Origin of the sequence: Streptomyces sp. M2CJ-2 (assembly GCF_016757295.1) — a bacterium.
In the GTDB taxonomy this organism is placed as follows: domain Bacteria; phylum Actinomycetota; class Actinomycetes; order Streptomycetales; family Streptomycetaceae; genus Streptomyces.
In genome coordinates this window covers 139,771-161,346 of record NZ_JAESIF010000005.1, presented here as the reverse complement: position 1 = coordinate 161,346, position 21,576 = coordinate 139,771, and the positions used below count along the sequence as shown (strand labels likewise).

General features: G+C 70.9%; 19 protein-coding genes and 2 pseudogenes. 9 read left to right on the top strand and 12 right to left on the bottom strand.

Annotated features, from left to right (window positions below; genetic code table 11):
- Positions 1-11: 11 nt before the first annotated feature.
- The 3 genes and pseudogenes from JL475_RS07430 to JL475_RS39835 form a co-directional block, all read right to left on the bottom strand.
- Positions 12-542 carry a hypothetical protein gene (locus JL475_RS07430; RefSeq protein ID WP_202276600.1) on the bottom strand — a complete coding sequence of 177 codons (531 nt, stop codon included), beginning with the start codon at positions 540-542 and terminating at the stop codon, positions 12-14.
- 421 nt (positions 543-963) lie between these two features.
- On the bottom strand, positions 964-1,161 hold the full coding sequence (locus JL475_RS07425; protein ID WP_202276598.1) for a DUF397 domain-containing protein: 198 nt from the start codon (positions 1,159-1,161) through the stop codon (positions 964-966).
- A 61-nt stretch (positions 1,162-1,222) separates the two neighbouring features.
- A pseudogene (locus JL475_RS39835) lies at positions 1,223-1,416 on the bottom strand (hypothetical protein); the annotation flags it as partial.
- Positions 1,417-1,526: 110 nt separating this feature from the next.
- On the opposite strand from JL475_RS39835, the gene JL475_RS07420 reads away from it, so the two are divergent.
- Positions 1,527-2,399 (top strand): hypothetical protein, encoded by an 873-nt coding sequence (locus JL475_RS07420; RefSeq protein ID WP_202276596.1) that lies wholly within the window; start codon positions 1,527-1,529, stop codon positions 2,397-2,399.
- Between the two features lie 103 nt (positions 2,400-2,502).
- On the opposite strand, the gene JL475_RS07415 is transcribed toward JL475_RS07420, so the two are convergent.
- From JL475_RS07415 to JL475_RS07400, 4 genes are all read right to left on the bottom strand, one after another.
- Positions 2,503-2,895 (bottom strand): hypothetical protein, encoded by a 393-nt coding sequence (locus JL475_RS07415; RefSeq protein WP_202276594.1) that lies wholly within the window; start codon positions 2,893-2,895, stop codon positions 2,503-2,505.
- 263 nt (positions 2,896-3,158) lie between these two features.
- Positions 3,159-4,301, bottom strand: a complete 1,143-nt coding sequence (locus JL475_RS07410) for a DUF4190 domain-containing protein (RefSeq protein WP_237406466.1) — start codon at positions 4,299-4,301, stop codon at positions 3,159-3,161.
- Positions 4,302-4,921: 620 nt separating this feature from the next.
- On the bottom strand, positions 4,922-5,344 hold the full coding sequence (locus tag JL475_RS07405) for a hypothetical protein (RefSeq protein ID WP_202276591.1): 423 nt from the start codon (positions 5,342-5,344) through the stop codon (positions 4,922-4,924).
- Between the two features lie 110 nt (positions 5,345-5,454).
- Positions 5,455-6,666, bottom strand: a complete 1,212-nt coding sequence (locus JL475_RS07400; protein WP_202276589.1) for a pyridoxal phosphate-dependent aminotransferase — start codon at positions 6,664-6,666, stop codon at positions 5,455-5,457.
- 123 nt (positions 6,667-6,789) lie between these two features.
- Here JL475_RS07400 and JL475_RS07395 point away from each other — a divergent pair, with 123 nt between their 5' ends.
- Together JL475_RS07395 and JL475_RS07390 are read left to right on the top strand one after the other, a co-directional pair.
- Positions 6,790-7,617, top strand: a complete 828-nt coding sequence (locus JL475_RS07395; RefSeq protein ID WP_202276587.1) for a hypothetical protein — start codon at positions 6,790-6,792, stop codon at positions 7,615-7,617.
- Between the two features lie 149 nt (positions 7,618-7,766).
- Positions 7,767-8,723, top strand: a complete 957-nt coding sequence (locus JL475_RS07390) for a serine protease (protein WP_202276585.1) — start codon at positions 7,767-7,769, stop codon at positions 8,721-8,723.
- Positions 8,724-8,745: 22 nt separating this feature from the next.
- Here JL475_RS07390 and JL475_RS07385 read toward each other — a convergent pair whose 3' ends face one another.
- Positions 8,746-10,356 (bottom strand): amidohydrolase family protein, encoded by a 1,611-nt coding sequence (locus tag JL475_RS07385; RefSeq protein ID WP_202276583.1) that lies wholly within the window; start codon positions 10,354-10,356, stop codon positions 8,746-8,748.
- 12 nt (positions 10,357-10,368) lie between these two features.
- Positions 10,369-11,646: an amino acid deaminase gene (locus JL475_RS07380; RefSeq protein WP_202276581.1), complete on the bottom strand. Its 1,278-nt coding sequence runs from the start codon at positions 11,644-11,646 to the stop codon at positions 10,369-10,371.
- 208 nt (positions 11,647-11,854) lie between these two features.
- On the opposite strand from JL475_RS07380, the gene JL475_RS07375 reads away from it, so the two are divergent.
- The 5 genes and pseudogenes from JL475_RS07375 to JL475_RS07355 all read left to right on the top strand — a co-directional run.
- Positions 11,855-12,976: a sugar kinase gene (locus JL475_RS07375; RefSeq protein WP_202276580.1), complete on the top strand. Its 1,122-nt coding sequence runs from the start codon at positions 11,855-11,857 to the stop codon at positions 12,974-12,976.
- Complete coding sequence (locus JL475_RS07370) at positions 12,973-13,746, top strand: IclR family transcriptional regulator (protein ID WP_202276570.1); 774 nt, start codon at positions 12,973-12,975, stop codon at positions 13,744-13,746. The genes JL475_RS07375 and JL475_RS07370 overlap by 4 nt, the downstream gene beginning before the upstream one ends.
- Positions 13,743-14,153, top strand: a complete 411-nt coding sequence (locus tag JL475_RS07365) for a RidA family protein (RefSeq protein ID WP_202276568.1) — start codon at positions 13,743-13,745, stop codon at positions 14,151-14,153. Before JL475_RS07370 ends, JL475_RS07365 begins: the two co-directional genes overlap by 4 nt.
- A gap of 127 nt (positions 14,154-14,280) precedes the next feature.
- Complete coding sequence (locus JL475_RS07360) at positions 14,281-15,777, top strand: GntP family permease (protein WP_202276566.1); 1,497 nt, start codon at positions 14,281-14,283, stop codon at positions 15,775-15,777.
- Between the two features lie 155 nt (positions 15,778-15,932).
- Positions 15,933-16,502 (top strand): annotated as a pseudogene (locus tag JL475_RS07355) (hypothetical protein); the annotation flags it as partial.
- A gap of 324 nt (positions 16,503-16,826) precedes the next feature.
- Here the strand turns inward: JL475_RS07355 and JL475_RS07350 are convergent.
- The 3 genes from JL475_RS07350 to tnpA all read right to left on the bottom strand — a co-directional run bounded on the left by JL475_RS07350 (position 16,827) and on the right by tnpA (position 20,049).
- Positions 16,827-18,164, bottom strand: coding sequence for a M14 family metallopeptidase (locus JL475_RS07350; RefSeq protein WP_202276564.1), 1,338 nt, complete (start codon positions 18,162-18,164; stop codon positions 16,827-16,829).
- A gap of 251 nt (positions 18,165-18,415) precedes the next feature.
- Entirely contained in the window at positions 18,416-19,624 is a 1,209-nt protein-coding gene (locus tag JL475_RS07345) for an RNA-guided endonuclease TnpB family protein (protein WP_202276562.1), read from the bottom strand.
- Positions 19,621-20,049 (bottom strand): IS200/IS605 family transposase, encoded by a 429-nt coding sequence (tnpA, locus tag JL475_RS07340; protein ID WP_202276674.1) that lies wholly within the window; start codon positions 20,047-20,049, stop codon positions 19,621-19,623. Before tnpA ends, JL475_RS07345 begins: the two co-directional genes overlap by 4 nt.
- Positions 20,050-20,204: 155 nt before the next feature.
- Here tnpA and JL475_RS07335 point away from each other — a divergent pair, with 155 nt between their 5' ends.
- On the top strand, positions 20,205-21,551 hold the full coding sequence (locus JL475_RS07335) for an Nramp family divalent metal transporter (protein ID WP_202276560.1): 1,347 nt from the start codon (positions 20,205-20,207) through the stop codon (positions 21,549-21,551).
- The last annotated feature ends 25 nt before the right edge of the window (positions 21,552-21,576 follow it).

Below are 21,576 nucleotides of genomic sequence, written 5' to 3'. Positions count from 1 at the left end.
AGACCTCCTGCTCACACCTGTGAGGCACGCGGTTCCCAGGACACCGCGACCAGCCGATCGCTGAGGGGACTGGCGGCGCTGTCGCCGACCGTCCGGGCGCGGTACGCGCGGATCGCCGGCTCGGTGAGGGTGAGGGTCAGCACCGGGCAGTCCGCGACGTCGTTGGTGTCCTCGGGCGAGCACCTGTTGATGTCGAGCAGGCTGTGGCCAGGACATACGGCCCCGGCAGGCAGCTCCACGTCCAGGAGCAACTCCTTGCCCGGATCAACCCGGAAGCTGCCGGACGCCGGGACTTCTACGGGCTTGCCCTTGAAACCGCTGTCCACAACAGTCGCGGTGAGCCCGCGGGCAGAAGCGCGGACGCCCTCACCGTGGGGGCCGTGGAGATCGAGCGTGACCTGACCTTTGGCCAGCGGCGCGTCGAGCAGGAGGGGGCGGTCGCCCGCTCGTACGGCCGCGTGGACGGTGAAGCGAGCTTCGCCCGGCGTCTTCGGCCCCGGATCGTAGTAACCCCAGCTGGTGAGCACCAGCCTCGGGGCCATGCTCTGCTCGCCCTCCCCCCGTGGTACAGGCCGCGGCGATTCGTCCACCCCGCACTTCGAGAGCTGGGCCGTGCCGTCGGCGGGGAGCGGACGGTCCCGCAACGGCTCGGCAGGGGCCTGTCGTTCCCCGGATGCGCGCGTCTCGGGCGTCGTGGCGGAAAACGTCAGTGCCAACAGACCCACGACGGGCACGGCGAGGATCAACCAGGAACGCGGGGAAACGCGGGACACTCAGCCACGTCCTAGCACTCGGCCGACCGTCCCGGCATGCCCGGTCCCCGGACCCCGCTCGCCGGCCCGGGGGAACAACTCCATGACGCTCATGGTTCTTTCTGCGTGCTCGACGCCAAGAGCGTCACAGCGCACCGCGCCGGCCTTGGGTGTCTTCCCTCGCGTAACGGAGTCAAGACACGCGCGGCACCTACTTGAGGGACGTGACGAATGACGTCCAGGCCGGTGCCGCGACCGTGAGGACCGGTCCGTGAAGGACCTTGGAGTCGCGGACGGGGACGACGTCGGTGTGGGCGTCGCACACTTCGAGGCAGTCGCCGCCGCTGCCGTTGCTGTAGCTGCTCTTGCGCCAGACGGCCGTGCTCAAGTCAGTTCCGTGGTTTGCCATTTCGGTCATCCTCAGCCACTTGGTCAATCAAGGCGAGGGACGCCTTCGGAGGCGGTGCGGCGGCCCTGCGCACGTCCTCGCAGCGGCGGCGGAAGAAGCCGTCCGTGCCGAGGACCTTGTCGACGTGGTCGGCGAGTTCCGCCGGCGGCGCGTGCCCCGTTCGATCTCGCTGAGGTGGCTGGGGCCGTAGAAGCTGCCCTCGACCAACGGAAGACGGTCAGCAGGACCGAGGTTCAGAAAGGCCCGCCGTTGCAGTCGGGACCCAGGGCGTGACGCCACCGGATGTCGGGATTGTCTGCCGAGGTGATCAGGGGGCGGGCGCTGTTGTACATTCCGCGCCCCGTCGTGACGTAAGGAAAAGGTCCATGCGAACTCGTCCCGGACGCACCGCCGCGCTCGCCCTCCCGGTCGCCCTCACGCTGGCCGCGTGCGGCGCGGAGACGGACGACGCGAAGACCCAGGAGGTGGCCTCGTCGCCTGCCCGCGAGGTGTCCGAGCAGCCCCGGGCGCCCGAGTCCGCGGAGGACTTCCTCGACCTCGCCGAGGAGGCGATGGCCGAGGAGCCCGCCTGGGCCTTCTCCGTGACGGGCGAGGAGGGGCTGACGCTCCAGGGCCAGAAGAGCGCGGCGACCTACGAGGGCACCCTTCGGCGTGCCGTCGAGCGGGCGGCGTTGCACTCGCAGGGCGTCAGCACCAGCAGCAAGGGCACGAAGAAGACCGAGGAGCTCTACGTCGTCGGCGACGCGGGGTATCTGAAGGAGGGTTCGGCCGGCTGGAAGGCCGTGTCTCCCGTCGACCCCGAGATGCGGAACAAGGTCGAGGACCCGATCGCGGTCGTCGACGAGTTCCGGATGTACGCGCGGGCTGCCGACGGCGAGGTGAAGGTGACCGAGACGGAGGGCGGCGGCACGGTCGAACTCCGTGTCGTGAGCGGCGAGCAGAAGCTGAGCGCCGTCCAGGACCGGGCGTGGGCGAAGAAGGCCGAGCGCGAGTTCGAACCGACGGCCGAGCAGCTCCGCGCGGCGGGCGTCCCGGTCGAGGACGGGCAGTTGACGCTCTCCGGCCTGGAGGAGGTGCTGGTCCTGGACGCGACGTCGTACCGGATCGAGGGCCACCGTCTCGAGTTCGGCTTTCTGATTCCGTACAACGGCCAGGACATCACGTTCGAGCAGAAGGTCAGCGAGGCGAACCGGGGCCCGTATCAGGGGAAGATCGAGCTTCCGGCGGACGTGCGCTGACGCGGAGTTCCCTGCCCGCACCCGAGTGGTGGGCGGCCGGGTGCGGGCGCTACGGGGTCAGGGACGAGGACGGCACCGACGTGCCGGCTGTGACCGGGTGGCGTCAGGCGGCGGTACGCCGGCCGCGTCCGTGCAGGGTCAGGTAGAAGGTGCGCAGCGACTCCTGCGAGCTGCCCGCCGCGAAGCAGTTGCGGACCTTGCCGAGGGGGTTCCACACCCGCCCGTCCGGCATCCGTACGCCGACCGGCTGCCCGAAGTAGGCCCGCTGGTCGGCGTCGAAGTCGACCCACTGCGCGTCCGCACGGCGGACCAGCACCTCACCGACGTACGCCCCGAGCCCTAGCAGCGCACCGCTCACCCGCGCCTCGTCCACGCCGTCCTTGCGCAGCCCGTCGACCAGGAAATCGACGAGACGGAGGCTGGCCACGGAGTAGTCCAGCGGGAGCCGCTTGCGGGCGGTGACGCGACTGACGAAGGACCCTGCGCATGCCCGCATGTCCTCCGCACACGGCAGTCGATCGCTCACATCACTCACAGGACCGCTCCCCCTCCACTCGATTCGGGGGAGAGCTCCCGCCCGTCCCCCATCAGATCAAGCGGATCCGGTCGCGGAGGCATCACGGGTCACGGACGTGCGGAATCCCACACGATGTCCCGCGGGAACCGGTACAACCTTTTCACTCGTCATGCGTCGTCAGGGTCATGCCGGGCTCGTGCAGTCACTCCAGCCCGGGCGCGGAGGCCGAGGTCCCCTCCCGCTCACTGCCCGGGCCCGAGGTCGCCCTCGAGGACGGTCCGGGTGATGAGGGGCGGTCCCGGAGGGTGAGGAGCTCGTCGGTGGGGGTCAGGAGCGGAGACGGCGGTGCGCTCGAGCCCCTGGGTCGGTTCGGACGGGGGCAGGGGGAGATCCAGCAGGCCGCGTATCCGGCGGTGGTGCTGTTCTCCGTTGTGCCGGTCGACGGACCGCAGATGGCTGAGGAAGGCGTCGGCGTCGGGTGCCTTGGCTGCCTGCTGCCAGAAGGGCAGTCCCGCTTCGAGTTCCGCCACGAGCCGGCCGGTGGGCGCTTCCGCGCCCGGAAGGTCGGCGTCCTTGAGCAGCCGGATGGTCTCGGCCTGTGCCTGAGCCATGTCTCCGGCCCAGGCGGTGGCGCCGGCGAGGTCCTGCTGCGGGCTCTTCGCCGGGCGGAGTGCGCCGGCGGTGTTCAGCGGTTTCATCGCCGCGAGGAACTCCAGTTGGGCGGCGTCCAGATCGGAGGCGTCCCCGCGCACCGAGACGTCGAGTTCGGTGTTGTCCGGCCGGGCCACCCAGCACATTACGGTGCGCCGCCCGGCCGCCCATCCCTTCTCGTCGGGATGGAAGTAGTAGGTCTGCAGTCGTCCGAAGGCCATCGAATCGAGCGCGTAGTCCATGAAGAGCCTCGCGCACTGTGGCCAGGCGGTCGCCGTGATGCCGTCGAGCCCCGGGAAGTCACCCTCGGGGAGGGTGAAGGAAGCGTAGGCCTCCGCACGGTGCGGCATGTCGCAGGGGATCAGTTCCACACTTCCGCCCAGCGGCGGCGTCCCCGGTTTCGTCAGCCCGCCACGCGGGGTGAAGCAGTCACCGGCGCGGATCGACTGGATGGTGGTCCAGCCCGGCTTTGTGACGTCGCCGCTGTCGCTGCGAGCGGGTGGCGTCCAGACCCTGAAGTCGACGACCGGGATGACGACGGCGGCCAGCAGGAGAATCGCTCCGGAGACGGAGACACCGGCGATCGCGAGGCCCTTGCCCCGCTGTCTCCGTCTGGGGATCTGCCACAGCGCGATACAGCCGAAGACCAGCCCCAGGGGTGCGAGGCAGAGCAGCGACGTCACCAGGGAGGTGACCGCCAGGCCGTTCAACGCCGGTGGCGCGGGCGGGGGCATCGGATGCCACTGTGGTTCGGGACGGGGCCACGGGCCGGGCGGCTCGTGAGGATTCGGCGGAGGGGGGACCGACATCCGGTTCCAGCCTTTCTGGGACTGGGACTGCTGTGAGTCCTGCCGCAGCCCGCTCAGCACATCAGTGGAAGCCGGCGCGGATGTGCGAACCCGAGTCGATTCCAAGTCGGAAGTGTGATGACCAGACCCCACAGAAGGCCTGCCGTCTACGTATCAGGCCCGGAAGCCGGCTACGTTCCGCCGCCCGCGAGCAGGTGAAAGGCCGGCTAGCGGGTGCGCGGGCGCATTATTGACCAACGGATCGAGAGTTCGTCAAGCCCAAGGACATTCAGGGAATTCACCCCACCGAAAAGCAGTCACTTCGCCCCTTTTCGTTCTCTCGGTCGCGCTTCACTCGGCGCTGCCGGAGATCCGCCGCACGGCGGGCGCGTCGGAGTGCGCGGGCCCGCCCGTGCAGGCAGGCCGATGCCGCGGGGGAACGGCGACGGGGCGCCCCGGGCGGGTTGCCCGGAGTGCCCCGTCGGGGTGCGCGGTGCGTGGCGCCCGGTCCGCGCGTCGCTGCGGGTTGCACGCGGACCGGGGCCGTATGGGGGAGCCCGGTGGGCTCAGCGGGACGCGAATTCGCGCGGCTCGAGGGCCGCGGCGTGCGCGTCCATCCGTTCGGCGGCCAGAATCGCGGCCACCGTGTCGGCGCGGGAGGCGGCGACGACCAGGGCGCGGCCCGCGCGGGCGTGCGCCTGTCGGTGCAGGGCCGTGGCGTTCGCCCGGCGGCCCCTCGTGGTCGCCGACGCGCGGGCCGGCTTACGTCCTCCCCGCAGGCGGGTCACCTGCTCGGCGAGCCGCTCGGCCGCGGTGTCCAGATCGGCCGAGGGCGCCGCGAAGCGCAGCTCGTCGGTGACGGCGAGCAGCGCGGCGAGATGGCCCGCGAGCTGGATGTCCAGCTCTTCCTCACGGGAGCGGTGGGGGAAGTCGTGGGGGGTGCCGGCCATCGTGCGGTGGACCGACTTGCTGCGGATCGGTTCGTACATGGATGGCCTCCTGAGGGCTGACAGGAAACCATCCTAGCTTGGATTTCGTCTAAAGTTGAGTCGCTCACAAGATCGGACAGTTTAGACACACAGGGTGAGCGCGCACCCCGTCAGAGCTGGCCGTAGCCGTCCAGGAAACGGGCGATCCGGCCCACCGCGTCCCGCAGGTCGTCGACCGACGGCAGGGTCACCACCCGGAAGTGGTCGGGTTCCGTCCAGTTGAAGCCGGTGCCGTGCACGACCATGATCTTCTCGCTGCGCAGCAGGTCCAGGACCATCTGCCGGTCGTCCCTGATCTTGAAGACGTCGGGGTCGAGGCGCGGGAAGAGGTACAGGGCACCCTTCGGCTTCACGCAGGTCACGCCCGGGATCTGGGTCAGCAGTTCGTACGCCACATCCCGCTGCTCGCGCAGTCGGCCGCCCGGCAGCACCAGGTCGTTGATCGTCTGGCGTCCGCTGAGCGCGGCGACCACTCCGTGCTGGCCCGGCATGTTCGCGCACAGGCGCATGTTCGCCAGGATCGTCAGGCCCTCGATGTAGGAGTCGGCGTGCGCGCGGGGTCCGGAGACCGACATCCAGCCCACCCGGTAGCCGGCCACCCGGTACGCCTTCGACATGCCGTTGAAGGTGAGGGTGAGCAGGTCGGGGGCGACGGAGGCGGTGGGGGTGTGGACGGCGCCGTCGTAGAGGATCTTGTCGTAGATCTCGTCCGAGCAGACCAGCAGGTTGTGGCGGCGGGCGATGTCGGTCAGGCCCTTGACCATCGCCTCGTCGTACACCGCGCCGGTCGGGTTGTTCGGGTTGATGATCACGATCGCCTTGGTGCGGTCGGTGACCTTGCGTTCGATGTCGGCGAGGTCCGGCATCCAGTCGGACTGCTCGTCGCAGCGGTAGTGCACCGCCGTGCCGCCGGCGAGCGAGACGGCGGCCGTCCACAGGGGGTAGTCGGGCGCGGGTACGAGCACCTCGTCGCCGTCGTCCAGCAGCGCCTGCATCGCCATCACGATCAGCTCGGAGACGCCGTTGCCGATGAAGACGTGCTCGACGTCGGTCTCGATGCCGAGGGTCTGGTTGTGCATGACGACCGCCCGGCGCGCGGCCAGCAGCCCCTTCGCGTCGCCGTAGCCGTGTGCCGACGACACGTTGCGCAGGACGTCCTCGAGGATCTCGGGCGGGCACTCGAAGCCGAACGCGGCCGGGTTGCCGGTGTTCAGCTTGAGGATGCGGTGACCGGCAGCTTCCAGCCGCATCGCCTCCTCGAGCACCGGGCCCCGGATCTCGTAACAGACGTTGGCGAGCTTGGTCGACTGGATCACCTGCATGCTGGGAGCTTACGGCCCGGTAACGCCCCGTGCCGTGTCATCCGTCACGTGAGACGGGCGGATTCGGGTGTTTATGTCCGCCTGCTGTCCCCGCGGGCACCCGCCTCCTTACAATCCGCAGCCATGTCCCAGCCTTCTCACGAGGTCCAAAGGGGGTACGACGCTCAGGAGCCCCAGGCTCCGCCGAACGTGTACCTCCCCCCGGCCGCCCCACCCCCGGCGTACGACGCGTACACCGATCCGGCGACCGCGCACGGGTGGCAGAACGCGTACGACGAGACCCGCGAACTGCCACCGGTGGTCGGCGGCCCGCCCCGTCCTGGCGTGGTGCCCGAGCCCGCTCCCGCCTCGGAGTCGGGGCCCGGGGGCGGCGAGGAGCGTGCGGCCGCCGACGGGTCCGGCGCCGGGGGAGCCCGGCGGGGCGCGGGCCGGCACGCCCGCCTCCCCGGCTTCGGTCCGGGCTCCGGCTCCCGGGGTTCGCGTCGGGGCGTGGTGGCCGCCGGTGCGCTGGGGGCGGTGGCGGTGGCGGCGCTGGTCGCCGGGTTCTCCCTCTCGGGGTCTTCCCCGGGTGGCTCTCCGGGCGTGGAGGACGGTACCCGTCCGGCGGCGGAGGACTCCGTGCCCACCGTGCCGACCGGTGACGACCCGCCCGCCACGAGCGCGGCCCCCTCCGACGGTCCGTCACCCGGTGAGGAATCCGCCGGTGAGGACTCCGCCGGTGAGGACTCCGGCGGCGGGGAGGGCTCCAGTGCCCCTGGTCCCGGTGTCTCCGGCGGGGACGGGCGGGCGGACGGCACACCGTCCGGGTCGTCGGCCGGCTCCTCCACCACCTCCACACCGACCCTCCCCACGCCGGCCGCCTCCCCCTCCGCCGGTCCGGGAGACCCTGGCTCGGGCAACTCCCGCGACCGTCCCGGATGGGGTCAGGGGGGCCCGAAGGGGCCCAGGTAGGCGCAGGTGAAGGCCGGGCGGCCCCGTGAACCTACCGACCGGAAACAAGGGCTTGCCCCCTCGACACGGGCGTGCTGAAAATGCACATGACAATCCTGTGGGTGGTCGGAGGAATCCGGCCACCTCCGTCGCAAGAGGGGACCCCCCACATGAGAAAACCTCTCGTCGTCGCGCTCTGCGCCCTGGCCCTGGCCGCGGCCGGAGCGACGCCCGCGGCCGCCGCCGCGCCCACCCCCACGGGCGCGGACACGGCCACGGGCGCCGACGCGGGCGCGGGTTCGACCGCGGTGCCGGACGCCGTCAACGGTGTGGTCGACGGCGTCGTCTCCACCGTGACGGACACCGTGGCCGGACTCACCGCGCCGCGGGCCGGGGCGGTGAACCTCGCGGGCACCGTCTCGCTCAGCAACTGCTCCGGCTCCGTCGTCCGCATGCCCGACTCGGCGGCCGACGACCCCGCGCTCGTCCTCACCAACGGCCACTGCCTGGAGAGCGGCTTCCCCGGGGCCGGCGAGGTGCTCGTCGACCGGGCGTCCAGCCGCAGCTTCGGACTGCTGAACGCCTCCGGCGCCAAGGTCGCCACCCTGCGCGCCGACCGGCTGGTCTACGCGACGATGACCGACACCGACGCGGCGGTCTACCGCCTCGGCACCACGTACGCGCAGATCAAGAGCGCGTACGGCATCGACGCGCTCACGCTCGCCGACACCCGCCCGGCGGCCGGCACGGCCATCAGTGTGCCCTCCGGATACTGGAAGCGGATCTACACCTGCGCCGTCGACGGGTTCGCGTACCGGCTGAAGGAGGCGGGCTGGACCTTCAAGGACTCGGTCCGTTACACCCCCGCCTGCAACACCATCGGCGGCACCTCCGGCTCGCCGGTCGTCGACGACGCCACCGGCAAGGTGGTCGCCGTCAACAACACCGGCAACACGGACGGCGGGCGCTGCACGATGAACAACCCGTGCGAGGTCGACGAGAACGGCGCCGTCACGGTCCGCCGGGGCATCAACTACGCCCAGCAGACCTACCCGTTCACCGCCTGCTTCGGCCCGGACGGCAAGCTCGACCTGTACGCGGGCGGCTGCACCCTGCCCAAGCCGTGACCCGCCCGGCGCGGGCGGGCGGTCAGCGGGGAGACCTGCGGACCGCCCGCCCCGCCAGGACGTCGGTGCGCCGTCCGTCCTCCATCACGAAGCGCCCGTCGACCAGCACGTACGGGATGCCCACGGGGAGCGCCCGGGGCTGCTCGAAGGTGGAGCCCGCGGCCACCGTCCGCGGGTCGAACAGCACCAGGTCGGCCCGGTACCCCTCGCGGACCAGTCCGCGGTCCGCGAGCCGCAGCCGGGCGGCCGGCCGCGACGTCAGGTGCGCGACGCACTCCTCCAGTGACAGCACGCCCAACTCCCGCACGTACCGGCCGAGATACTGCGGGAACGTGCCGTACGCGCGCGGGTGCGGCTTGGCGCCCTGGAGGATGCCGTCCGAGCCGCCGGTGTGCACCCGGTGCCGCATGATCGCCCGCACGTTCTCCTCGTGACCGACGTGCTGCAGGATCGACGGGGCCAGCCTGTCCTTGAGCAGCAGCTCACGCGCGAGGGCCCACGGGCTCTGACCGCGCAGCGCGGCCGACTCCCGCACCGTGCGGCCCACGTACTCGCCGAGCGCGGGGTCGCCCACCCCGGAGATCTCGATGGTGTCCCACTCGATGGGCACGCCGTGGCAGCCGTCCGAGCCGGTCACCTCCAGATGGTGCCGGATCCGCTCGGCCGTCCCGTCGTCCGCGAGCCGCCTGAGCGTCTCCTCCGGGCCGCCCTCGCTCGCCCAGCTCGGCAGCATCGCGACGAGGGTGGTGCAGCCCGGCGTGTACGGGTACGTGTCGAGGCTGATGTCGGCGCCGGCGGCCAGCGCCTCGTCCAGCAGCGCCAGCAGCTCGGGCGCCCTGCCCTTGTTCACGCCGAAGTTCATCGTCGCGTGCGCCAGGTGCAGCGCGCAGCCCGCCTCCCGGGTGAGCGCCACCATCTCCTCGTACGCCTCGAGCGCGCCCGCGCCGTAGGAGCGGTGGTGCGGGCAGTAGTAGCCGCCGTACCGCGCCACCACCCGGCACAGCTCGGTGAGTTCGGCCTCCTTGGCGTACATGCCGGGCGTGTACGTCAGCCCCGACGACATGCCGACCGCGCCCTGCTCCATCCCCTCCGCGACCAACTGCCGCATCCGGTCCAGCTCCCGGGGGGTCGCCTCCCGGTCCTCCCAGCCGACGGCGAGCGCACGGACCGTGCCCTGCGGGATCAGGTACGCGGCGTTGACCGCGATGCCCGCGTCGAGCCGGTCCAGGTACTCGCCCACCGACCGCCAGTCGAAGTCGATGTCGTCCCCGCCGCCGTTCCAGCCGGCGATGGCCGAGCGCACCTCGCCGAGCGTGCGGTCGTCGACCGGCGCGTACGACAGGCCGTCCTGACCCAGTACTTCGAGGGTGACGCCCTGCGCCGCCTTGGCGCTGTGGTCGGGGTCGCGCAGCAGCGCCAGATCGCTGTGCGCGTGCATGTCGATGAAGCCGGGGGCCAGGACCAGGCCCTCGGCGTCCAGTTCGCGGCGGGCCTTCGGGCGCTGACAGCCCGCTGCCGCCGCCTCCTTCACGATCGAGACGATCCGGCCGCCGTCGACGACCACGTCCGCGCGGTAGGCGTGGTCGCCGGAGCCGTCCACGACGTCGGCGTCCCGGATGACGAGTTCTTCCATGCCCCGGCCCTCCTAGAAGAACGTGCGGATGTAGTCGACCACCGTGCCGTCCGCCTCCGCCACGGGAATGAGTACCCACTTGTCGAACGAGGTGCACGGGTGCGACAGCCCGAGCCCCAGCCAGTCGCCGACCTCCAGGTCGGTCTCCGGGGTGGTGCGCAGCCAGGCGTGCTGGTCGGAGAGGGAGACCACCGAGACGCCGGTCGCCGGGCGCTCGGTGCCGTCCCGGCGGATCACCTGGGCGAACGGCAGGTCGAGGTCGTAGGCCGCGTCCCGCTTGCCGGCGTTGGCGAAGGCCTGTTCGGCGGACGGGCGGGACACGATCTGCGTCCACAGCCGGAACGCCGGTTCCAGCGCGCCCTCCTCCGGCACCCGGTTGAACGGCGTCACCGCGCTGTAGTGCCCGTCGTCGTGCGAGACGTACGCGCCCGAGCGCAGCAACTTCAGCACGGGAGCCGAGAGTTCGGGGATCTCGGCGAAGACGTCGGCCACCGCGTCGAACCAGGCGCTGCCGCCCGCGCTCACCACGATCCCGTCCAGGTCCGCGAACCGGCCCGCCTTGTCGAAGTCCACCGCCAGGGCCACCAGCCGCCGCAGCCACGCCCGCACCCGCTCCGGGTCGGCGTCCGGCACCTCGCCCTCGTACCCGGCGACCCCGACCAGCCGCAGACCGCGCGCGCCCGCCACCGCGTCGGCGACGGCGGCGCACTCCGCCTCCGTGCGCACCCCGGTCCGGGCACCCTCACCGGCGGCCAGCTCGATCACCACGTCCACCGGGCGGGCGGACCCGGTCAGGGCGGCGTCCATCAGCTCGACGCCGCGCACGGAGTCGACGTAGCAGGCGAAGCGGAAGTCCGGGTCGGCGTCCAGCTCGCCGGAGACCCAGCGCAGGGCCGCCGCGTCCACCACCTCGTTGGCCAGGAAGATCCGCTGGACACCGAACGCCCGCGCCACCCGCGCCTGGTGCGGCACCGCGAGCGTGATGCCCCAGGCGCCGTGTTCGATCTGGCGCCGGAAGAGCTGCGGGGCCATGGAGGTCTTGCCGTGCGGGGCGAAGGCGAGGCCGTGCCGGGCCGCGTACGTCTCCATCAGCTTCAGGTTGTGCTCCAGGCGCTCGGCGGACAGCGCGAGCACCGGGGTGGTGAAACCGCCGGTGAACAGGTTGCGGCGCTGGGCGGCCAGCTCACCGACGGTCAGCCCGGCGGCGTCCGGCGGGAGGCCCTTGAAACGGTGGTCGACGCGTTCCTCGGTGAGGTGCTGGTAGCTGTCGGAGCCGGGGTCGAGGACCATCAGAGCCTCCCTGATCTGGCGTGTTGCACTCTCTGCAACACTCATTGCGTATGTCGCTTACGGCTGTCTAACATCTCGGCCACGCGGGGTCAACGGAAACGCGTCCCCGCCACCACCGCAACCGCCCACGCAACCGCCCCGCGCGACCGCCGCGGACGACGCCGTGGACGCCCGCCACCGCCCCGCCACGCCGAGGAGCCCCGCCATCGTGACCGCCACCGGACCCCGCACCGCCCCCGACGTCGTGGAGGTAGTCGACGTCGTCGCGCTGGGCGAGTCCATGGTGACGTTCCTGCCCTCCCGGCCGGGCCCCCTCGCCGACGTGCCCTCCTTCGAACGGGCCATCGGCGGCGCGGAGTCCAACACCGCGTGCGTGCTCGCGGCGGCCGGACACCCGGCACGCTGGATCAGCGCGGTCGGCCAGGACGGCTTCGGCGACCACCTCGTCCGGGCCGTCGGGGAGTACGGCGTCGACGTGTCGTACGTCCGGCGCGACCCGCACCGCCCCACCGGCGTCTACTTCCGCACCGCCGGCGACCGCGCCACCGACGCCCACGAGGTCGCCTACTACCGGGCCGGCTCCGCGGCCTCCGCGATGACCCCCCACACCGTCGACCTGGCCGCCGCCCGCGCCGCCCGCGTCCTGCACCTGTCCGGCATCACCGCCGCGCTCTCCGCCGGCTGCCTGGACCTCATGCGGGAGCTGACCGCCCGCCGCCCCGGCCGCCCGCTCGTCTCCTTCGACGTCAACCACCGGCCGGGGCTGTGGCGCGACAGCGCCGCCCACGGCCCCGAGGTACTGCTGGAACTGGCCCGCGGCGCCGACATCGTCTTCGTGGGCGAGGACGAGGCGCGCGAGGCCTGGGGCCTGCGGGACGCCGCCGCCGTACGGGAGGCGCTGCCGGAACCGGAGATCCTGGTCGTCAAGCAGGGCGGCCGCGGCGCGACGGCCTACGGCCCGGGCGGGGACGGCACCGGCGCCGCGTACACCGGCGCCGCGGTCTTCGTCCCGTCCCTCGACGTGGACGTCGTGGCCGCCGTCGGCGCGGGCGACGCCTTCGCCGCCGGGTTCCTCTCCGCCACCCTGCGCGCCCTGCCCGTGCGGGACAGGCTCCGGCACGGCCACCTCGCTGCCGCCGCCGCCCTCACCACCTCCGGCGACCTCGCCGCGCCCCCCGCCCGCGACCTGGCCGACCGGCTGGCCGCCCTGGACGACCCGGCGTGGGGGAGACTGCGTCTCGGCCCCGGTTGGACCGAGACCGACACCGCGGGCGCGCACCCGGACGCGGGCCACGCGGACCGGGCCGAGGAGGAGGGACACACCCCATGAGCCAGACCGTCGACCGTGCGCTGAGCATCCTGCCGCTGCTCGCCGAGGGCCCCGCCGACCTCGGGCAGGTCGCCGACCGCCTGGGCGTGCACAAATCCACGGCGCTGCGGCTGCTGCGCACCCTGCACGAGCACGGACTCGTCTACCGCCAGTCCGACCAGCGCTACCGGCTCGGCGCCCGCCTCTTCGCCCTCGCCCAGGAGGCGATGGAGAACCTCGACGTCCGGGAGATCGCCCACCCCCACCTCGCCCGCCTCAACGAGCGGTGCGGCCACACCGTGCACCTCGCCGTGTACGAGGAGAACGAGGTCCTCTACATCGACAAGGTGGAGAGCCGCTACCCGGTGCGCATGTACTCGCGGATCGGCAAGCCCGTCGCGATCACCGTCGCCGCCGTGGCCAAGCTGCTCCTCGCCGACCTGCCCGAGCCCGAGCGCCGCGCCCTCGCGGAGCAGCTCGACTACCCCATGTACACGTCCCGTTCGACACCCAACCCGACCGCTTTCCTGCGGGAGTTGGAGAAGGTGCGCGAACAGGGCTGGGCCACCGACCTCGGCGGCCACGAGGAGTCCATCAACTGCGTCGCCGCGCCGATCCGCGGCGCCGACGGCCGGGTGATCGCCGCGATGTCGGTCTCCGCGCCGAACGTCGTCGTCACCGCCGACGAACTCCTCACCCTGCTCCCGCTGGTCCGCCGCACCGCGGACGCGATCAGCGGCGAGTACTCCGGCAGGACGCCCGTGCAACGATCCGACAGGGAAACCGCATGACCGACAAGATCGCGCTCACCCCGAAGACCCACACCACCCCACCCGCGAAGTTCTCCCACGGCGTGCGGAAGGGCAACATCCTCCAGGTCGCCGGCCAGGTCGGGTTCCTCCCCGCAGAGGAGGGCAAGGCGCCCACACCCGCCGGTCCCACCCTGCGCGAGCAGACCCTCCAGACCCTCGCCAACGTCAAGGCGATCCTCGAAGAGGGCGGCGCGACCTGGGACGACGCGATGATGATCCGCGTCTACCTCACCGACGTGGACCACTTCGCCGAGATGAACCAGATCTACAACACCTATTTCGAGGAGCAGGGCCTCACCCAGCCGCCCGCCGCGCGCACGACCGTCTACGTCGGCCTGCCCGCGGGGCTCCTCATCGAGATCGACGCACTGGCCGTACTGGGCTGACGCGCGCTCACCCTTTCGCTCAACCTCACACCTCTTTGCCACGGCACGGCGTCCACCACCCCCGGGACGCCGTGCCGCGGTCCCCCATGCCCAAAAGCTCCGTGTGCTCAAGCAGAGGACCCCCCGAATGTCCCGACTGTCCCAGCCACCCTTTTCGCTCGCCGCCGGCGCCGCGGCCGAGGCGCCCCCGCACACCGGAGGGCTGCTCCTGCTGATCGACGGCACCGCCGGTCTGCTGACCGTCGCCGCCATCGGCATCGCACTGCTCCTCTTCCTGATCATCAAGGCGCGGGTGCAGCCCTTCGTCGCGCTGCTCGGCGTCTCCATAGCCGTCGGCCTGATGGCGGGCCTGTCGGTCACCGAACTCTTCGGCACGGTCCAGCGTTCGGACGCGGTGTCCACCATCGAGTCGGGAATGGGCGGCATCCTCGGCCATGTCGCGATCATCATCGGCCTCGGCACCATGCTCGGCGCGATCCTCGAGGTCAGCGGCGGCGCCGAGGTACTGGCCTCGCGGCTGCTCGGCGTGTTCGGCGAGAAGCGGGCCCCGCTCGCCATGGGCGTCACCGGCCTGATCTTCGGTGTCCCGGTCTTCTTCGACGTCGGCATCTTCGTCCTCGCGCCGATCGTGTACGCCGCCGCCAAGCGCTCCGGCAAGTCGATCCTGCTCTACTGCCTGCCGCTGCTCGCGGGCCTGTCCGTCACCCACGCCTTCCTGCCCCCGCACCCCGGCCCGGTGGCCGCCGCCGGACTGCTCGACGTCGACCTCGGCTGGGTCATCCTCATGGGCGTCGTCACCGGCATCCCGGCCGTCGTCGCCGCCTGGGTCTACTCCGCCTGGATCGGCAAGCGGATCTTCGTCGCCGTACCGCAGGACATGGTCGAGGCCGCCGAGGAGTCCAAGCAGGCCGTCCTCGACGAGCAGCGCGCCGCGGGCGTCGAGCCGCGGGAGACGCCGGTGCCGCTCGGCACGGTCCTCGGCATCATCGGCACGCCGCTCCTGCTGATCCTCGCCGCGACCTTCTCCTCGATCGCCCTGGAGGAGTCGACGCTGCGCTCGGTCGTCGAGTTCTTCGGCCACCCCTTCGTCGCGCTCACCATCGCCCTGTTCATGGCGTACTACCTGCTCGGCATCCGGCGCGGCTGGTCCCGCAAGTCCCTGGAGACCGTCTCGACGTCCTCGCTGAAGCCGGTCGGCAACATCCTGCTGGTCGTCGGCGCCGGCGGGGTCTTCGGCGCGGTCCTCAAGGGGAGCGGGGTCGCCCAGGCGCTGTCCGACACGTTCAACGACGTCGGGCTGCCGGTGATCGTCCTGTCGTACCTGATCTCCGTGGTGCTCCGGGTCGCGCAGGGCTCGGCGACGGTGGCGATCGTCACGACGGCGGGCATCGTGGCCCCGCTGCTGTCCGAGGGGGACTACTCCCAGGCGTTCGTGGCCCTCGTCATCATGGCCATCTCGGCGGGCTCCATCTTCGCCTCGCACGTCAACGACGGAGGGTTCTGGATGGTCGCCAAGTACTTCGGCATCAGCGAGCGGGACACGCTGAAGACGTGGACGGTGCTGGAGAGCGTCCTGTCGGTGGCCGGTTTCGTGGTCGCGGCGGCGCTCAGCCTGGTCGTCTGACCCGGCCTGCCGACTCCGGTCCGCTGAATCCGGCCCGCGCGTCCTGTCGGATCATTGTCCGATTGGTGCGAACGGTGGGTCCCATGTAGGCGTCTGATAACGAAAACAGGGGCTGGCTGTGTCCCGCACAGGATCGTCGACCATACTCCTCCGGTGTGGAGCAGCGCATAGGTTCGAGCAGCCAGCCCCTGGAAGGCGCCGGATTCGACCCGGCCTTCATCCCCGGGCTCACCGCCCCCGCGTCCGGCCGCAAGGCGGGCGTGAAGGACGAGGTGGAGCCGGAGGACTCGAAGGCGGCGTCGGAGCAGGCGGACGCGGACACGGAGGCGGAGTCCGAGGAGAAGACCTCACCGGAGAAGCCCGAGGTCGCCGACGCCTCAGACGCTTCTGATCAGTCCGACGCCTCCGACGCCTCCGACGCCTCCGAGGAGGAGCCCGTCCCCGACGGCCCGGTCTTCGAGGCGTCCGACCGCCGAGCCAGGATCGTCGCCGACCACAGTGGCGTACGGCTCCGCCTGGACGACCAGGAGTGCGAGTTCCGCTGGGACGAGATCGGCGCGGTGGAGACGGAGACCGCCCGCTTCGGCAAGCGCTACACGGTCACCGTCCACACCACGGACAGGCGCTGGTACCCGCTGGAGGTCGAGGCCGCGTCCCGAAGCCGCTTCGCCGAGTGGGACACGGAGCTGGACGCGGTCCTGGACGCCTACTTCGACGACGAGGCCGCCGAGCCGGAGACGCCCGACGCGGACGCCACCGACGCAGACGCGTCTGACGCGGGCGCCGACGTGGACGCGTCCGACGACGCGGACAAGCCCGAGTCGGAGGCCGAGAAGGGCAAGTCCGCGCCGGACGCCGATGCCGGGGAGTCCACGCCGGCGCCCGACCTGGACGAGTCCAAGCCGGGCGCCGGCGTGAACGAGCCGGAGTCGGAGGCCGACAAGAGCAAGTCCAAGTCCAAGTCCAAGTCCGATACCGCCCCCGTGGAGTAGGCGCCACGCCTTCTCACGGCGGGCGGCGCCGCTCCGCGGCACCGGGGTCGGGCCGCGCTAGCGGCAGTACTGTGCCTCCTTGCCGATGGAGCGGTACATGCAGTCCGCGTTCTCCAGGAGTTGCAGGACGGCGTCCCGGTTCCGGGACGTCTCCCGCTCGATGACCTCGTCGGGCGGGTAGAAGCCGCCGCCCGACGAGGACCTCGGATACATCTCGAAGGTGTAGCCGAAGATCTTGTGCGTGCCCCACAGGTAGTCGTCGATCGACCCGTCCGTGATGTACAGATCACTGGACTGCTGCGGCGTGTAGCCGTTGCTCGCCGCCATCTTCTGACCGACCGTCCGGAAGGCGGCCTGGTCGTCGGCCGTCATCCCGGTCGTGGTGTCGGAGTAGGTGTAGCCGAACGGCCACAGCACCAGCTCGCTGTACGTGTGGAAGTCGACGCCTGCCTTGATCTGCTGCACCCCGCCCACGACCCGGCTGCGCACGAAGTCGGCGACGACCTTCACCTCGGGCGCGGACTCGGGAGCCGAACCCCGGTAGGTCTCGGAGGACGTGGAGCCGGAGGAGCCGCCGCAGCAGCCCCAGCGGTAGTTCCAGTTGCGGTTCAGGTCGGTGCCGACGTACGAGGAGCCGGAGTTGGGCTGCCGGTTCTTGCGCCAGGAGCGGTAGGAGCCGGTGGCGATGTCGTACTCGCCGCCGTCCGGGTTGAGGTCCGGGATGATCCAGATCTCCCGGCCGTTGACCATGTCGGTGATCCGCGAGTCGCTGCCGTATCCCGCGCCGAGTTCGCGCAGCAGGTACAGGGCCATCTCCACGGTCAGGTGCTCACGCGCGTGCTGGTGGTGGGTGAACAGGACCTCGGGCTCGTTCTCGTCCGCCGTCACGTTGTCGCTGATCTTGATGGCGACGATGTCCCGGCCCTGGTAGGAGCGGCCGATCACCCGCTTGCTCATGATGTTCGGGTACGCCGCCAGCCGCTGGTCGATCTCCGCGTTCATCTCGGCGTAGTTGTGGTACCGGGAGTCGGCCGAGGGGAAGTCGAACAGCCGCAGACCGTCGGCGGCGGTCGAGCGGTCGGGAGCGGCGCCCAACGGCGTGACCTCATAACCCTTTTGGCGCAGGCTGCGGATCTGGTCCGCACGGCCGGAGACGACCACCGTCTCCTCGTCGGCCTCGTCCACGGTGACCCCGGCCCGCTGGATCTCCGTACGGGTCACGGGAGTCGTGCGCTGATGGATCTCGTACTGGCGGATGTCGTCGGCCGAGGCCGCCACCGGCTCCGCGCTGTCGGCGTCGGCCTGAGTGGCCGTCATCGACACGGGCGCGGCGAGGGCGAGGGCGAGGAGCGCGGCGAGCACGGCGGAGCGTCTGCCGCGTGTGCGAAGTCGCATGAAGTCTCCTTGTGGGAGGTGGGGTTGTCCATGGCGACGTGCCTGATGCGATGTGCGGTGCCGCAATCCTGCGCGCATGACATGATCAGGTCAATACCGTCATGTCGGTCGACCGTTTGACCCTTTGGTCACTCGACCAGGTACATCCAGTGAAGATCCCCGCACGCCCCCTTGTCCGACCGACCTCCATCGGCTTTCTTGCCCTCGTGACTCCACCCACGGGTAAACGCGCGGGCTTCCTGCGTCGGTGGCTATGCCGCCGCGCAGAGGGCCAGCCCGGCCCTGTTGAGGACGTTCGTCGCACCGACGTGGTCCGCGTTCGCGGTGAAGCCGCACGCTGTGCATGCGAACCTCGCCTGGGTGGCGCGGTTCTCCTTCGCGGTGTGCCCGCAGGACGGGCAGGTGCGGGAGGTGTTGCGAGCGTCCACCGGGATCACGCGGCGAGCGGCACTTTCAGCCTTCTGCGCCAGGATTCCCAGGAAGATGCCCCAACCCGCGTCGAGGATGCTGCGGTTCAGACCGGCCTTGGCGGCGGACCCGTTGGGCAAAAACGCGCCGGGGGTTCCCGGATCGGGCTTGGGCTCGGGTGCGCGGGTCATGCCCGCTGTGCTCAGCCGCTCGTGGGCGATCACGTCGTGGTCGCGGACGAGGGTGAGCGCGGTCTTGTGCGCATGGTCCAGGCGCTGCCTGCGGATCTTCGCGTGCAGCTTGGCGACCTTCCGGGCGGCGGCACGGTGCTTCTTGGTGCGTCGGCGGGTGCGCTGGGGGAACGCCGCCAGGTGCTGCTGCGCGGCCGACAGTTCGTCTGCCGCCGCTTTGAGGAAGCGCGGGTTGGCGAGGTGCTCGCCGTCGGACGTGGTGAGGAAGTGCGTCACGCCCATGTCGATGCCGACGATGCCGCCCGTGGCGGGCAGCGGCTCGGCGGGCACCTGGTCGCAGGAGAGGACGACGTACCAGCGCCTTCCTTCCCGCTTGATGCTGATCGTCTTGACCCGGCCGCGTACCGGGCGGTGCCGGTGCACGCGGACGTGGCCGATGCCCTGGAGGCGGACGCGGGTCTGCGCATCGTGCGGGGTGGAGTCCCAGCGGCAGCCGTCGCCGTCCTTCGGGAAGGTGACGGTGTCGAAGTGCCCGACGCCCTTGAACCTGGGGTATCCGGGTGTCCGGCCTGCCTTGACACGCTGGAAGAACGCGGCGAACGCCTTGTCGAGGCGGCGCAGGGTGGCCTGCTGGGAGGAGAACGACCAGCGGCCCTGGCGCTCGGGGTCGAAGGCCCGGATGTCCTTGAGCTGCACGGACTGGTCGCCGTAGCGCACGGTCGTCTTCGAAGTGTGCCGGTAGGCGTCCCGGCGCTCCTGGAGGGCCCCGTTGTAGAGGGAGCAGTGGTCTTGCAGCATCTCGCCCAGCGCGACCGTCTGACGGGCCGTGGGCCGCAGGAGGAACTTGTAGGCGCGGATCACGAGCCGTCCCCCTCCCGCTTCTTTTGGGGGCGTTCCCACTGGGTGTCGATGTACCTCTCCACTGTCGCCGCCGATACCGCGCCGGCTGAGGCGGCGAAGTACGACGACGACCACAGCGTGGGCATCCGCGACCTCAGGTGCGGGAACTCCTCGCGCAGCACGCGGGACGTGAAGCCCTTGAACTGGTTCGCGACGTACGAGGCGGACGACTTCGCATCGTGTTTGACGAACAGGTGCACGTGGTCGGGCATCACCTCGAGGGCGATGATCTCCCAGCCGCGCTCGCCCGCCTTGGCCCGGATCAGCTCATCCAGGCGTTCCGCGACCCGGCCGTCCAGGACCGGACGGCGGTACTTCGGGCACCACACCACGTGGAGCCCGAGGTCGTACACGCCGCCGGAGAATCGGCGGACCTTCCTGGTCACGGCCACGTAACAACTATACACACGCGACAGGTCTAGTTCGACAGAAAGGCGGTACAGGTGAACAGTGCAGATCCGTGCACCCAGTTGAGGTCAGAGCAGCCCGGAGAAGCCATTCCCCACCCCGCTGAAGCGGGGCGTCCCCCGGCTGGGTCCTGATGTCGGACACCATGGGAAACACGGGAAACACAGGAAACATCCAGGACACCGGAGCACCACCCCACGGCCCCGGCCCTCAGCCCCGCAAGTCCAGTTGGCGTTACATCGGCCCCGGCATCGTCGTCGCCGCGACCGGGGTGGGCGCCGGAGACCTGGTCGCCACCCTCATCGCAGGCAGCAGCTTCGGCTACACCCTTCTGTGGGCGGCGGTGATCGGCTGCCTGGTGAAGATCTCCCTCGCCGAGGCCGCGGGCCGCTGGCATCTGGCCACCGGCCGCACCCTGTTCGACGGCTGGGCGAGCCTCGGCCGTTGGACGACGTACTTCTTCGGCGTCTACGTCGTCGTCTGGGGCTTCGTCTACGGCGCGGCGGCGATGTCGTCGAGCGCCCTGCCCCTGCAGGCCCTCTTCCCGGACGTGATGGGCCTCGAGTGGTGGGGCATCGCCTGTGCCCTGGTGGGCCTGGCCTTCGTCTGGTTCAACCGGTACGCGGTCTTCGAGAAGGTCATGACGGTCCTGGTGGGCGTCATGTTCGTGGTGACGGTCTATCTGGCGGCCAGGGTGGTCCCGAACCTGGGTGACGCCTTCGCCGGACTGCTCCCGGTCCTGCCCGACGCGGACGACTCGGTCCTCTACACCCTCGGCCTGATCGGCGGCGTCGGCGGCACGATCACGCTGGCCGCGTACGGTTACTGGATCAACGCCAAGGGCTGGACCGACTCCGGCTGGATGAAGGTGATGCGGCTGGACAACCGCGTCGCGTACCTCACCACCGGCATCTTCGTGGTCGCGATGCTCGTCGTCGGCGCCGAACTCCTGAACTCCGCCGGTGTCGCGATCGCCGGCGGCGACAAGGGCCTGATCCAGCTGAGCGACATCCTGGAGGACAAGTACGGTGCCACGACGGCCAAGTTCTTCCTGGTCGGCTTCTTCGCCACCTCGTTCACGTCACTGATCGGCGTGTGGCACGGGGTGAGCCTGATGTTCGCCGACTTCGTGAACCGCGGCCGGAAGAAGGCGAAGCCGTCGACGGGCGAGGCCATCGCCTCCGGTCGGCCGGAGAAGTCCTGGCCGTTCCGCGCCTACCTGCTGTGGCTGACCTTCCCGCCCATGATCCTGCTGTTCGAAGGCCAGCCCTTCCGCCTGATCATCATCTACGGCGTCCTCGGTGCCGCCTTCATGCCCTTCCTCGCCCTCACCCTGGTCTGGCTCCTCAACTCCGCCCGCACGCCCCGCGAATGGCGCAACGGCCCCCTCAGCAACGCCATGCTCGCCATCGCGGGCCTCCTCTTCCTGGTCCTGTGCGTCAAGCAGATCTGGGACCAGCCCTGGTCGGAGTTCTTCTGACACCCGCACCGGCTCGGGCTGCCGG